Genomic DNA, 15,069 nt, shown 5'->3' on the forward strand with positions numbered 1-15,069 from the left:
TCTATTAAATTTGAGGGTTTTTGTTAATAGACTGTTTTAGAAGATCCGCAATCAGGAAAGATAATTCAAGCGCCTGTTTTGCATTCAGTCTCGGATCACAATGAGTTTCATAACTTTTTTCAAGGTCTTTTTCACTGATTGAATATGACCCACCTATACATTCCGTAACATCTCTACCCGTCATTTCAAGATGAACTCCCCCCGGGAACGTTCCGAAACTTTCATGAACTGCAAAATATCCTTTTACTTCCGCAAGAATTTTGTCAAATTCCCTTGTTTTGATATTGCTTGATGTTTTAATTGTATTACCGTGCATAGGATCTATACTCCAGATAACTTTTTTACCTGTATCAACTACGGCTTTTAAAAGTTTAGGGAATTCTTTTTCTATCTTATCAGCACCCATTCTTACGATTACGTTTAATCTTCCGGCTTCATTTTCAGGGTTTAGTTTTTCTATAAGCTCAATAAGCCCTTCCGGTGTCATACTTGGACCTGCTTTAATACCTATAGGGTTTTTTACCCCTCTTAAAAATTCAACGTGAGCCTCATTCGGATCTCTCGTTCTATCCCCTATCCATAACATATGTGCAGAACAATCATACCAGTCTCCTGTGAGACTATCCTGTCTTGTAAGAGCTTCTTCATAATTTAAAAGCAATGCTTCGTGTGAAGTATATAGAGTCGTTTCTCTTAGTACAGGCGTATTCTCAGGTGTAATTCCGACAGCTTCCATAAATTTCAGACTCTCTGTAATTCTGTCGGCAAGTTCTTCAAACCTGTGTCCTTCCGGAGATTCCTTAACAAAATCAAGCGTCCACTTGTGAATTTTTCTAAGGTCAGCCATACCACCTTTTGCAAATGCCCTTAAAAGGTTCATAGTGGCAGCTGACTGGTTGTACGCTTTTAACATCCTCTCAGGATCAGCTTTTCTCGCTTCAGGAGTAAATTCGATAGAGTTGATTATATCTCCCCTGTAGCTTGGAAGTTTTACTCCGTCTCTTTCTTCAAAATCACTGCTTCTCGGTTTTGCAAACTGCCCTGCGATTCTTCCGATTTTTACAACAGGAAGTCCTCCTGCGAATGTAAGCACCACTGCCATTTGCATCATTACTTTAAACATATCTCTTATATTGTTACCGTCAAACTCCGCAAAACTCTCCGCGCAGTCTCCACCCTGTAGTAAAAACGCTTTACCTTCACATACATTTTCTAATTTGCTCTTTAAATTTCTAACTTCCCCCGCAAACACTAATGGAGGATATTTACTAAGCTCTTTTTCAACCTGTTTTAATTTTTCTATATCTTCATATGTCGGTTGTTGCTTAATAGGTTTATCTCTCCAACTCTCTTTCGTCCATTTCATTTTCAGCCTTTATATTTAATATCCGAAATATTATTAAATTTTTATAATAAATTCAAATTTTTGCAAGTATAATAAATTTTAGTTAACCAAACTATAACTATTCGTTTAAAAAAGATCCAATGCATCCTTGCATAAACCTTTCCATAATTTAGAATCTTTAATTTTTACACACTGTTGAATATATTTTTTTTCTCCCGTAAGATTTGCAAGCATATAAAGCGCTCTTGCTTTATCTTCCCCTTTTACTCTCGGTAAGAGGTTTTGCAATACTTTTATCGCGTCTTTTTTGTTTTTTGTATATTTTGCATATGTAAACTCAACAAATGGCGAGTACGGATATGCTTTAAATCTGTTTTGCAGATCTATAATTTTTTTCGCAAACTGCGCAGCCATTAACGTATCATTGTTTTGAAGCGCCCAGTTCACAATCTTAATAAAAGCATCCGTATTTCTTATATCACTTTTTGTTTCTAAAATTTTTGCAACTTTTAAAGCTGCTTTATATCTTTTTAATTTCCAAAGTGCAAAGAATTTTTTAAGCTGATAATCATAACATCCTTTTTTCATAACCTGACACAAATCATCTACAGACATCACAATTCCGTTATAATCACCAAGGCCTTCCAATGCGGTTATTTTTCTTTTCATCCATTCCACAAAAACTTTATCGTCAGGAGAATTTAAGTATTTATTGCAAACAACGGACGCCAAATCGTAATTTCTTGTATTAATTGCGCATTTATAAATATCCAAATCATATTTTTTATCTAAAGCAAGTTTGTATTTTTTAATAATCTCAACCGCTTTTAGGCATTTTTTATTTGTTAACAATTCTATTGCATATTTTTTTGCAACTTCTTTTAAGAACTCTTCTTTATTTTTCATGTATTTGTCATCTATTTTTTTAATTTCGTCTGACATTTTAAGTATTTCATCGTATTTTTTTAATTTATATAAAAGCATCACTTTTTTATAAAGAGCTTTATTGGCTATATCCTGACCTTTGTATTTTTCTATTATTTCATCTATTTTTTTCAGCTGTTCCGTTACATTTCCGTCACTAACTTCAAACAGCACTTTATCTCTTAAAGATTTCAACTGATCACTGTAATCACCGTAAGGAAATTCATTCAAATACTTATTTATCCAATAATCTGCCTTTTTAAAATCTCCTGCATCATAAGACCATAATGCCAAATAATATTCAAGCGGCTCATATAAATCATCAAGTTTTTTTAATCGTTTGATTAAATCCTCACCTATATCTATAGCTAAGGAGTACAACTGGTGTGATGCAAGCATTTTGGCTAACTCAAACGCTTTTTTCTTATCTTTTAATATAAAATCTTTATTTGCCTGATAAACTCTTTTATAATATTCAAATGCCGTTTTAATATCTCCCTTATCCATATACCTTTGTGCAAGCCTCAATGCTGCAAGTGAAGCTATATCTACATCTTTAGTCGAATATAATGCTTTTTTATAAAGTTCAAACGCTTTTTTACTATCACCGGTTATATACATTTGATCAGCCCAGTATATCATTGCAAGATACGCTTCTTTAGTATTAGGATATTCGGTAATTATTCTTTGATAAAAATAACTCGCATCCGTCATAAAACCTAATTTCGTATAATTTTTAGCAATTATTAATAATACTTTAGGCAAATTTTCGTTAAATGCAAACTGTTTAATCCATTTTTTTGCAAGCGTAATCACTTCTTCAGGTTTGTTTTCCGAGTCCAAAATCTTCAGTTTTAAAAATTCTACATCTGGAACAAATACTGAATTAGGATAATCTTTTACAAACTGATCTATTTCATCTAAAACGTCTCTACCTTTTTCATAAGCCTTTTTTATTTCAAAGTATTTAATAACATCTTTTGCCTGATTGTTAATATTTATAGGATTACCGTTTTCATCAATAGTACCGATGAAGGGTTTAGGCGAGTTTATATAATAAAAATCAAGTCCTTGTCGATTATTGTCTGTTTCTATAAAAGGAGTGTTCTTACCGGCTATTATCACCCATTTTTTTGCTTTTTTAGGATTTATACCTATTGTAGCATTGTTTAATAAATTGTCTTCAAATGACTTCAATAAAAAATGCGTTTTAATATTGAAAAGAATTGAAAAATTATTATCTTTGAATTGAGGTTTTATGTTAAAAAAAATCGTACTTGTTTTAAAAACAGGAGTACTTGGTGATTTGTCAAAATAGCATTCGACACTCTGTTGGTTTTTTTTTATACACGTAAAAGGCTGTTCATTTGTAATAGTGAGTATTTCATATGAAGTATTATTTTTAAAATAATCTACATTGATTTCTAATCCGAATAAATTTACGAAAAAAAATAAAAGAAGAAAAAATTTCAACTTCAGCCTTTTTGCTAATTATAGCAAAAGACTACATTGAAATTGTAGTGTTAAATACTTGAGTAGCTACGATACCGAAATAGATTGTTCCTATTAAGAGTATAAGTTGTCCTATTAAACTTCCACTTGAAATATTAATTTTTTTAATTGTTCCTTCTACAGGTTTATCAAAATAAATGTGTTTAACAATCCATGCATAGTAAGCCACTGCAAGCGCAGAGTTTAGTAATGCAACAAGTACTATCGGCCATAGACCCGCATCGATACCTGCATAAAACGCTACCGCTTTTGATAAGAAACCTGCAAGCAATGGAATACCCGCAAGTGAAAACAGCTGAATTGTAAAGAACAGGGCATGCACAGGAGCTTTGTTTCCAAGTCCTTTAATGTCTTCAAGATATTTAACACCCGCTTCTCTTCTTAAATCGTTAAGAATCAAAAACACGCTTGTCTGCATGAAAATGTAAGCAATTGCGTAATATAACACACCAGTATAAGAATAAACACTTGCAGCCGCTGCAAATGGAATTAATGCATAACCACTATGAGCGATTGACGAATATGCCAAAATTTTAGAAATTCTTTTTTGCCATAATGCCATAAAGTTTGCCAGTGTCATTGTCAAAATTGCAAAGAAACTGAAAATAAGTACTGTTGATGTAGGATATGCGATTAAAAACTTATAAAACGCTTTAAATACCGCTACAAGCATCACACTTTTAATAACACCACTTAAAATTGCCGCAGCAGCGTGGTTTACTTGCGAATAAGCATCAGCAGCCCATGCGTGCATAGGAACTACAGTAAGTTTATAGAAAATACCAGCTAACATAATTGCAACAGCAATCAGAGTAAATTTACCGTGAACATTCATTTCAGCATAATTAAAACTATCAGTTACAAAACTAAACAGAGCAAAACCAAGTAAAATAATTCCACTCGCAACAGCACCTGCTATAAATGCTTTAATAGCACCTTCAGCATTATAGAAGTTTCTGATATTTGCAACTAAAACATAAGAAATAATAGCAATTACCTCAAATAAAACTATAAATAAAAAGAAGTTATTTGTTTCAAGTATCGCAATACTTGCACCTGCAACAAAAAGCATCTGTGCTATTAAAGGTCTCTCAAAACCTGTTAAAGACAGTGTTACCGCCGCTAATGTTGCAAGCAGTACATATTCCATTAACTGTGTAGAACTGTCCAAAACAAAAAACGGAAACACACTATTTAAACTCATACCGTTATACACTAATATTGCACTTGCTATAAATGCAGCAACTGCAATTAATTTTGCAATAAAAATATTGCTTTTATAAAATACCGGTACCAGTAATCCCGCCGCTATTAATACTATGAAACTCATTACATACCTCCAAGAAAGCTAAATGCTTTATTTGCTAAATCAAATATCGGCTGTGGTTGAATACCGAAATAAACAATCAATAGTGCAAAAATTGCCAATGCTGCTTTTTCAGGGAAACTCATTGTAAATTCAGCTTTTTGAACAATTGGTGACATTTCACCGTGAATTGATCTTCTAACTGCCCAGATAATATATCCGGCACTGATAAGTGAAGCGATTGCGATTATTGCAATCCACCATCCGAATGACTTAATTGCTGATACGATAATTGTAAGCTCACCTACGAATCCCATTGTACCCGGAAGTCCAAGTGCAGCCATACCTGCAAGTATAAATATAGCACTTACGTAAGGAGCTTTTTTCATGATGCCGCCCATTTCGTCCATATACCATGTGTGTGTTTTATGATGTAACCATCCTGCAATTAAGAACAGTGGTGAAATAACAAGTGCGTGACCGATCATTTCATAAAGTGCCGCACTTAAACCGTCGTATGTCATTGTTGCAATTGCTACAACAACAAGACCCATGTGTGAAATTGAGCTGTATGCAACCATTTTTTTGATGTGTCTTTCATATATAGCAAGCATACCTGCAAACAGTGTCGTATTAAGACCGATAATTAACATCCAGATTGAAAACTCTTGTGTAGTAATTGGCATTAGTTCTACTGTAAATCTGATTAACCCGTACGCACCCATTTTTAGAAGTACACCAGCAAGTAATACTGAAATACTGCTTGGTGCTTCAACGTGTGCGTCAGGAAGCCATGTATGGAATGGAAATGCTGGTAATTTCGCCGCAAATCCGATAAACATAAACCACCAGATTAACGCAGGCGTTGCAAGAGCAGTTTCTCTAATTAATGTTAAATCCCAATATCCTGTCTGTTTATATAATAAATAGAATCCAACAAACATAAACATACTTGCAACGTGTGTGTATAAGAAAAACTTAACCGCTGCATAAATTCTTCTCTCTCCACCCCAAAATCCAACTAAGAAAAACATTGGAACAAGAGTAAGCTCCCAAAACATAAAGAACCATAATACATTTGTAGTCATAAATACTCCGAAAATCGGACCACTAAATAAAACAAGCAAACTGAAATATGCAGCTTGATTTTTCTCTTCCCACGACGTAAATACAACTAAAATCAATAAAGCTGCCGTAAGCAGAAGCATTGCTACACTCAACGCATCCACTCTAAGTGTAAGCTCAAAACCAAACTGAGGAACGCTTAAAAAGCTTCCAAGTTCTAAAAACCCTTCCTGCGGAAGTGCGTTATACCAACTAAATGCTATAAAAAATTGAACGATAAACCATCCAAGTGCAATATACTTTGCCAAGTCCTGATTGTTTCTTGTCAGAAAATATAAAAGAACCGACAAGAAAATCGGAGCGAATATTATATCAATAGCCACCATTTACAGCCCCTTTACAATTATTAAGATAGCAATAACGATTATTGCAACACCAATTACGAATTGACCCATATAAGTGCCTATTTTACCGCTATGCCCAGCTCTAAATACTTTGTACACACCTTGTGTAGCAGGAACAGTAGCGTTTACAAGATAATCTATTACGTTCGTATCAAACCATCTTGCAGCTTTTGCGACAGCATTAACAACGATTGTTTTAGAAATCCAAGTAATCATTCTTTCAACATAGTAACCGTTGAATAAAATTTGATGAATTGTTTGTACAAAATGATGTGATGCTATTTTATATAGTAAGTTAAGTCCTTTAACATATAGGCCAACAACAATTAAGAACAGTATCATCATTCCGGTAAGCATAAATGCCGCAAGCCCCGCAATATGAGGTTCAACTTCTTCTTTTCCGTTTAATATGAAATGAACTATATCAGCCTGCCAGATTGAGATGAACAATGTAACAACAGCTAACACACCTAACGGTAATCTAATCCATAAATTACTTGGTGCGTGTACACTACCTGCAATATCTTCGTTTCTCGGCTCACCTAAGAATATAAGAACCCATAATCTTGTAATATATGCTATTGACAATAATGCAGCAATAGTTACGAAAACTTTTGTAAACTCATTACCATTCGCCCAAGCAGCTGCAACAACCGCTTCTTTTGAAAAATATCCACTAAACGGCGGAACACCAGCAAGAGATAATGAACCCATTGCCATAAATAACGCTACAAATGGAGCTGTTTTAATAAGACCACCTAATTTCCAAGCATCTTTTGTATGGTGTGCTATATAGATAACAGCACCTGCACTTAAGAATAATAACGCTTTAAAGATTGCATGGTTTACAAGGTGTAGCATACCAGCCGCAAGGCTTCCCACTCCAAGTCCTACAAAAGCAATTGATAAGTGTGACATAGTCGAATATGCCAAAATTTTCTTAATTTCTTTTTGAACCAGCGCACTACTCGCACCGATAAACGCTGAAAGTGCCGCAACGTTTGCAACTATAAATAAGGCATCAGTATATGCAAAGAAATCAAACAGTCTTGCTACGATATAAATACCTGAGTTAACCATTGTTGCACCATGGATTAACGCTGATACTGTTGTAGGACCTTCCATAGCATTCATTAACCATGGATATAACGGGAATTGACCTGATTTACCGATCGCACCCATAAAAATAAATAATGCAACAACAAGAGCTACAGTTTTAGGCAACTCTCCCGCGTTTGCCATTTCATTCAATTCAACAAGATTTAGTGTACCAGTGTAATATACAAGTAATCCGATAGCAGCTAAAATAAAAATATCACCGAATCTTGTATATAAAAATGCCTGCATACCTGCATCTGCTGCAGAATTTTTATAATACCAGAAACTAATCAATGCATATGATGCAAGTCCCATGAATTCCCAACCAACAAACGCACCGATTAAATCTTTTGTAATAACAAGTAAAATCATACCGCCGATAAAGAACAGTACTTTTGCGTAATATCTCGGCTGATCCGGATCGTCACCCATATAATCATGTGCAAAGTGAATATCAGCAAATCCAAGTCCTGTCGCTATTAAAAGCATTACAATACTTAAATGGTCGATGTAAATACCAAACGGCAGTTTTAAATCACCGTACGCAATCCATGTATAATCGATATTTATAGGCGTATCGCTGTAATTTAGAAAAATCACAATACTCGCCAAAAACAACATCGCTCCAACAATTTCAGCTACCCAAAACGCTAAATTTATTTTCATTTTCCCTAATACATACGCAAGCACCGCGCCTAAAAACGGTGCGCATAGTAATACTAATACTGCATTATTCATCGCTCACCGCCTTATCTAATTTATCTGGGATTATTTCGCCCGTAATTCTATAACTTAACAAGAATATAAGAACACCCGCCGCTGCTTCCAGAGTAGCAATTACGATAATTACGTATGCTACAGCAAGTCCTCTTGTAAGTCCGAAGTGATATGCCGCACTCGCTAAAAACAGAATTACAGCATTCAATAAAATCTCAAGTGAAAAAAATATTTTTAAAAAGTCACTTTTACTTGTAACTCCGTATAATCCTACTCCGAAAAGTATTATTGCGAATATCGCATCAATGTAAAAACTAACCATCTTTATTCCTTTTCATGTTTTAGTGTATGCAGCATTCTGATACTTCCATAAAGAACACTTGCAGCCACAACACCCATAAATATTGCAATTTCTGCATAAAAATCTGTAAATACTTTCACCTGATCTTTTAAAGGAATAACTTTACCTTCATACGGAATAGGAGGTAAAATAAACGGAATTATTAAAAGCCCGATAATAACAACAGTAACAACGGCAACCGCCCAAGGTCTGATTTCGAATTTAGGGAATTTTGCCCCGATCACAGTAACACCGAAAAGTGTTAACACAACAATACCACCTGTATATACGAAAATTTGGAACAACCCTAACAACTTCTCATCCATTAAAATATAATAAATCCCAAGTAAAAACATCATCATAACAAATGCCAATACTGCAGGAACAGTGTTTTTTTGCGTTAATGACATTACTGCCAAAATAACTGCCAATGCTAATATCAATACGCTCATTGTGCATCTCCTTCGCCAGCTTCAGGTTTCTTTTCTGATTCGGCTTCTTTTGCTTCAGCATCTGCTTTAGCTTTTGCCTCAGCTTCCGCTTTCTTTTTAGCTTCTGCTTCTGCTTTTTTCTTTGCAAGCATTTCAGCCTTTTTTCTTGCTTTTTCTTCTTCTTCTTTTTTCTTCTGCTCTATCCACTCTTGTGGAACTTCCGGTTTAACCCAGTAATTTTTAATATCTTCGTCCGTTCCACCAGTGATCATTTCAAAAGTACCACCGCTAAGTTTGATAGCTTTTTCCGGTTTGGTAGGACACACATCTTCGCAAAGCCCACAGAAAATACAAATACCTAAATTTACCTCAGGTAACGCCTTCGGTCTTTTAATAGGAAGCGGTTCCATTACAATGGCATCAACCGGACATATTTTCGCACAAGCTTCACACCCTGTACAAATATCGTATTTTATTTCATGCATACCCCTAAAAATCGGTGAATGGTGCATAGTATCTTTTGTTACGTCTTTAGTAGCAATTCTCGGTTCAGTTAATGCTTTTGTAACCCTTACAATCTTTTCAATAATATTAAAAAACATCTTAAGCTCCTAAAATATATATTTTTGCAAAAATTATCCAAACTAAGTTTAGAATTGCTAAAGGAGTCAACCAGCTCCAGCAGAATTTAAGCATCTGGTCAAGTCTTAATCTCGGGTTACTTGCCCTAATTGCAACCATTACTACCGCAAGAAGTGCTATTTTTAAAAACAGCCACCAGAAACTGTCAAAGAACAGCCCTCTGTATCCTCCGAAAAAGAGTACTACAGCCGCAGCTGATACAACTAACATTTCAGTAAATTCCGCAAATTTTAAAAGTACATAGTTTGTACCGGCATACTCTGTATAGAATCCGTAAACGATTTCTTGTTCCGCATCAGGGATATGAAACGGAGGTTGTTCAAGAATACCGAGCATTGCAATAATAAATATAACTGCACCCGGTAATAAAATCAATGTCGTAAGCCATGTGTTTTGTGATTGAATTTCATATAAATTCATTGTACCAAACAATAATGCCGGAGCTAACGCTGCAAGGAAAAACGGTGCTTCCATTGAAAGCATCTGTGCCAAAATTCTCATACCGCCAAGGAATGAATATTTATTGTTTGATCCAAACCCTGTTAGGAAAAGTAAAAAAGGTTCAACACCGATCAATACCACTAAACCTAATACACCGTATTGAGTGTCTAAAATTCCATGACCGTTATTGATTAACGGCGTCCAAGGTATCAAGATTACCGGCAATGCCGCCACTAAAGGTGTAATAATCGGAATAATATTAAACAAATAAGGGTCAGCACTTTTTGGAGTAATCGACTCTTTTGTTAAAAGTTTAAATACGTCAAATATCGTTTGTAGTGTACCTGCTGGACCGTTAAAATGAGGTCCAACCCTTTTATGTATATAAGCTAATGTTTTTCTTGCAAAATAAAATACGAAAAATGTCCATGCAAGTAAAAACAGCAGACCCGGAAAAACCAAAATATAAAATAACATTGCTCCTACGCTCATTTTCGCTCCTTATCTATCCAGGTCACCCTGACAGATATGCATACTTCCGTATAATAACGGAATATCTGAAAGGGTTTTACCTCTTAGTAATTTATCAAGCATCATAGTATGGTTAACACTCGGTGCTTTAATTTTTAATCTATATGGACTTGTTGATTTTTCCTGAGTAACAAGATGCATTAAAATCTCACCTCTCGCCCATTCGATTCTTGATACAGCTTCACCCGCCGGCATTCTTTTTGGCATTTTTACCAAATGATCTTTTTTAGGATCCATTTCACCGGCCTCTATACCTTCTTCTATTTTTGCCATAGCTTGTTTTATTAAATCCATAGCTTGTTCTAATTCTTTGAAAATAATATATAACCTATCTCTTGCATCACCGTTCTCACAAGTCGCATATTCCATTTCAAGTTTATCATATGCCGCATATGGTTCATCAATTCTTACATCTATTTTAGCACCGCTCGCCCTTGCGATAGGACCTGCAAGGTAATATTCCGCAACATCATCAAGAGTAAACACCCCGTTGCCTTTTGCCCTTGTATTCATTAACGGGTTTTTCATAAAGATATCAGTAATATCAGCTTTCGTGTCTTCAAATTTTTTAATGGCTTTATTGATACCTTCAAACCATGCCTTATAGTCATTAAGCGGATATCTGACTCCTCCAGGTTCGACACATGCTGTTGCAATTCTTGCTCCTGAATAATCTTCAAGTACATCCAAGAAGTATTCTCTAATATCAAGACACCACATCATAAATGTATGAAGCCCCATTGTTCCGAAGAAACCACCAAGTGAAATCAAGTGTGAAGCAATTCTTCCTGTTTCTCCGAGTATTACTCTCATATATTTAGCAAACTCAGTAATTTCTTTACCTGCAATCTCCTCAACCGCCTGAGAGTAACAGATCATCGGGTTTGGATTATCCATAAAGCAGATTCTCTCAACTGCAACAATAGTACCGATAAAGTCTTTTCTTTCAGCCAAATGCTCAAGAGCCCTCCATACATATCCGATATCAGGCTCGATTTTTTCAATATTTTCTCCGTTTGTATAAACTTTAAGTCTAATAGGTCCGCTTGCAGGATGTGTAGGTCCCCAGTTAAGAACCGTTCTACTTCCTTCATGTCCTAACTTTTCTTCGTGTTCTTCGTATTCTTCAAAATACTCTTCAGTAATATCATTGATATTTTGTATTAAATTTTCTTCATGTGCCTTCCAGTCAAAATCTTTTCTAAATGGAAACTTACCGTAATAATCACGGCTTATTAAGAAATATCTTAAATCAGGATGCCCTTTAAATTTAACTCCGAATGTTGAATATGCTTCAAGCTCATGCCAATTCGCACTTGGCATAAGTGGCGTAATTGAATCTATTTCACAATTTTCAAGATCTCTTTCGATATCCACTTTAAGCCAAACATTTTTTTTACCGAACAAATCTTCTAAAAAATAGTTTACTTCAATTTTATTTTCATCAATAAAATCCGTTGGACTCACTGTTGAGCAAGTTTTTACACCTGCTTGCTTTAAATCTTTTATAACATTTAATAAATCATCTTTATTTTTTAATTTGGCTTTCACCCATGTAGATTTATAATCCTCTACATATTCCATATCATATTTGTTTAAAATATTTTTAATGTTTTCCATGAGAGCCCTTTAAAATTTCATTTGTTTCCAGAGGCCACCTTGGCTTGATGCACTCGGCTCGCCTCTTTTAATTTTTTCTTTAAGTTCTTCAAGTCCGGCGATAATCGCTTCCGGTCTTGGAGGACATCCTGCTACGAAAACGTCTGCAGGAAGAATCTCTGTCATATTTTTAATAACAGATACGGAATCATTATAAGGTCCTCCATCATATGCACACGCACCGATTGCAACAACGTATCTCGGTTCTGGCATTTGTTCGTATGTTCTTAGAAGAGCCGGAAGTATTTTTTTACTCACAAGTCCAGTAATAAACATAATATCTGCTTGTCTTGGAGTAGGAGTCATAATATATCCGTATCTCTCCCAGTCATATCTCGGCCCCATAGCCGCAAGCATTTCTAATGAACAGCATCCACTACAGAAGTGGACAATCCAAGGAGATTTACTCCTTGCGTAATTAAAAAAATCAAGCACTTTTAGCATTTCTATACTCCTTCATACTAATCGTAATAGCTGCGAATAATAATATTCCGAATACCATTGCCCAATTTAAGGCATCCGTAGAATCAGCAAATACAAACAGACTAAAAAACAGACCTGCCATATCAAATACAATAAATGCTATCGCAAATATAAAGTATCCGAAATTCGCTTTCATCGGAACTTCACTACTTGGAGGCAATCCACACTCAAAGTGGTCATTTTTAATCTCACTTGGATTTAGTGGTGCAACCGCTATACCTAATAAATATAATAGTATTACACCTAACAGCGTTCCCGCCGCAAAGAATAAAATTGTTCCCATTTAAACTCCTTTTTGGAAATATTATCAAAATGAACTCACTACTAATTCAATTTATCAAATTATAAGTGAAAATTATTAATTACACAAATTTTATCTTAATACAATTTTAATATCAGTTACTTTAGGTAATAAATGAATATTCAGTTATCTTACCATATTTCACACTTTAATAAAACCCAACTCCTTTTCACTATCAAATGCACTACCTTTTTCTTTTTTTATTTCTTCAATAAAATCTTCAGTTTTAAAAACAGGTTTTTTTCTCATTGCTACTTTATATGCCGTATTTTTAATTATTACTTCGATTTGAGCACCGGTAAGCTCAAAACTACTAAGTTTGTTTATATCAAATCCTTCTTCATACTGAGCAGACTTAGGGAGTTTTAATTTCCACAGTTTTTTTCTTTCTTTGAAAGTCGGTTTTTCAAAAAGTATTTTATACTCAAATCTTCTTGAAAACGCACTGTCTATTGTTTCAAGCAAATTAGTCGTTGCTATTAAAAGACCGTCAAATTTTTCGAGTTGTTCAAGAAAAATATTCTGCATTTGGTTATGCATTTTATCTGCACTGCTAAATGCCGCGGTTGTTCTGCTGCTCAAAAACTGGTCAGCTTCGTTCAAAAGCAAAATAGGCTTGGTTTTCAGTTTTTCACAAATTGAATAATATTCATCAAACAATCTTCTTACGTTTTTCTCACTTTCTCCAACATACATAGAAAGTATTTTACTTGAGTCTAAACTCAAAAGAGGTTTGTCAAGTTCTTTTGCTATGGAGTGTGCTGTTAATGTTTTTCCCGTACCCGGAGGACCATAAAAAATGATTTTAGCCTCTATATCACTGCCTTCTTTTATTCCCCATTCTTTAAGGAGCTTAAGAACCCTTTTATCAATCTGTTTTAAAAGTGTATTAATCATCTCTTTTGTTTTTGAGGGTAAAATAACCTCATCCAATCCTTTTTTAGGTTCGATAAAGTCAAATATCGATTCTCTTACAATATGTTCTATTTTGTGTTTTTTCTTTGGATGAATTAATTCATTTAAAATGTCCTCATTTAAAAAATATATTTTTGTATAACCTCCAAACGCCCCGAAAAGTTCATCATATTCAAAAATCTCTTCACTAATTAATTTCGAATTATCATCTAATAAAGCCCTGTTTTTGATTCTTTCTATTTCATCGTCACTGATAAGATTAAGAAGGTAATTTTGTTCTCTTGCATTTTCATTGCTTGATGTATACTCCTCTTTTAAAAGTGCTAAAAACAGTATTTCTTCTTTTTCATTCAGTTCGTATTCTTTAATAAAATTCTGTACAGGCAGTTCTACTTTCGTCTTTTTAATTTTTTCTTTTATTGTATTTTCTATTAATTTCAATTTACTTTGCAGTCTTTTTATACTTGCGGATTCTTTTGAATAGTTTGATTTAATATTGCTTAATTGCTCATAAATCTCTATTCTCAAAAACTGATCGTGTAAATATTCCAAATGGTCGTTATATGGTGTCTTTTCAGGAATAACCAAATCAAGGCTACCTTGTTCTATCAGTTTTAAAAAAGCGACTGACAGAGAAACGGAAGAATTAAAAATTTCCAAAATAGATAAATCATTGTTTTTGATTTGTGAAAAACTGCTTATTACAATCCACCCTTCTTCCAATAGCTTTTTAATATATCCGATATATTCGAGTGCTTTGATTTTATCTTCCGAAAACAGTTCGGTTAATATATTTCTTACTTTTATATCTTCATTGCCTTCTATATACTCTTCAAGAAGTTTTTTTAAAATTTGAAGTTCATCATCATTTATATTCAAAATATCATATATTTTACTTTTTTTAGGGTTTTGTAAAAACACTTTTATGTTTTGTATCATTTATTTCCTTTTCTCA

General features: G+C 34.2%; 13 protein-coding genes. All 13 read right to left on the bottom strand.

The features are described 5' to 3' along the window. Positions 1 to 4 precede the first annotated feature (4 nt). On the bottom strand, positions 5 to 1,366 hold the full coding sequence (locus tag NAMH_RS06945; RefSeq protein WP_012663509.1) for a class II 3-deoxy-7-phosphoheptulonate synthase: 1,362 nt from the start codon (positions 1,364 to 1,366) through the stop codon (positions 5 to 7). Between the two features lie 105 nt (positions 1,367 to 1,471). Beyond that, positions 1,472 to 3,742 carry a tetratricopeptide repeat protein gene (locus NAMH_RS06950; protein WP_015902190.1) on the bottom strand — a complete coding sequence of 757 codons (2,271 nt, stop codon included), beginning with the start codon at positions 3,740 to 3,742 and terminating at the stop codon, positions 1,472 to 1,474. Between the two features lie 31 nt (positions 3,743 to 3,773). Beyond that, positions 3,774 to 5,111: an NADH-quinone oxidoreductase subunit N gene (locus tag NAMH_RS06955; RefSeq protein WP_015902286.1), complete on the bottom strand. Its 1,338-nt coding sequence runs from the start codon at positions 5,109 to 5,111 to the stop codon at positions 3,774 to 3,776. Then, positions 5,111 to 6,538 carry a complex I subunit 4 family protein gene (locus NAMH_RS06960; RefSeq protein WP_012663838.1) on the bottom strand — a complete coding sequence of 476 codons (1,428 nt, stop codon included), beginning with the start codon at positions 6,536 to 6,538 and terminating at the stop codon, positions 5,111 to 5,113. Before NAMH_RS06960 ends, NAMH_RS06955 begins: the two co-directional genes overlap by 1 nt. Then, positions 6,539 to 8,392, bottom strand: coding sequence for an NADH-quinone oxidoreductase subunit 5 family protein (locus NAMH_RS06965; protein ID WP_015901831.1), 1,854 nt, complete (start codon positions 8,390 to 8,392; stop codon positions 6,539 to 6,541). Continuing rightward, positions 8,385 to 8,693, bottom strand: a complete 309-nt coding sequence (locus NAMH_RS06970; RefSeq protein ID WP_015902741.1) for an NADH-quinone oxidoreductase subunit NuoK — start codon at positions 8,691 to 8,693, stop codon at positions 8,385 to 8,387. Before NAMH_RS06970 ends, NAMH_RS06965 begins: the two co-directional genes overlap by 8 nt. A gap of 2 nt (positions 8,694 to 8,695) precedes the next feature. Then, positions 8,696 to 9,163, bottom strand: coding sequence for an NADH-quinone oxidoreductase subunit J family protein (locus tag NAMH_RS06975; protein WP_015901992.1), 468 nt, complete (start codon positions 9,161 to 9,163; stop codon positions 8,696 to 8,698). Beyond that, positions 9,160 to 9,744: a 4Fe-4S binding protein gene (locus tag NAMH_RS06980; RefSeq protein WP_015902118.1), complete on the bottom strand. Its 585-nt coding sequence runs from the start codon at positions 9,742 to 9,744 to the stop codon at positions 9,160 to 9,162. The genes NAMH_RS06975 and NAMH_RS06980 overlap by 4 nt, the downstream gene beginning before the upstream one ends. Before the next feature lies 1 nt (position 9,745). Then, on the bottom strand, positions 9,746 to 10,717 hold the full coding sequence (locus NAMH_RS06985) for a complex I subunit 1/NuoH family protein (RefSeq protein ID WP_015902312.1): 972 nt from the start codon (positions 10,715 to 10,717) through the stop codon (positions 9,746 to 9,748). A 9-nt stretch (positions 10,718 to 10,726) separates the two neighbouring features. Further along, on the bottom strand, positions 10,727 to 12,376 hold the full coding sequence (locus tag NAMH_RS06990; protein WP_015902513.1) for an NADH-quinone oxidoreductase subunit D-related protein: 1,650 nt from the start codon (positions 12,374 to 12,376) through the stop codon (positions 10,727 to 10,729). Between the two features lie 9 nt (positions 12,377 to 12,385). Beyond that, the gene (locus NAMH_RS06995; protein WP_015901732.1) at positions 12,386 to 12,859 is read right to left on the bottom strand and encodes an NADH-quinone oxidoreductase subunit B; all 474 of its coding nucleotides are present in this window, start codon (positions 12,857 to 12,859) and stop codon (positions 12,386 to 12,388) included. Beyond that, entirely contained in the window at positions 12,843 to 13,181 is a 339-nt protein-coding gene (locus NAMH_RS07000; protein WP_015902481.1) for an NADH-quinone oxidoreductase subunit A, read from the bottom strand. Before NAMH_RS07000 ends, NAMH_RS06995 begins: the two co-directional genes overlap by 17 nt. A gap of 159 nt (positions 13,182 to 13,340) precedes the next feature. After that, on the bottom strand, positions 13,341 to 15,053 hold the full coding sequence (locus tag NAMH_RS07005) for an AAA family ATPase (RefSeq protein WP_012663469.1): 1,713 nt from the start codon (positions 15,051 to 15,053) through the stop codon (positions 13,341 to 13,343). Positions 15,054 to 15,069: the final 16 nt, after the last annotated feature.

Origin of the sequence: Nautilia profundicola AmH (assembly GCF_000021725.1) — a bacterium.
GTDB lineage: Bacteria > Campylobacterota > Campylobacteria > Campylobacterales > Nautiliaceae > Nautilia > Nautilia profundicola.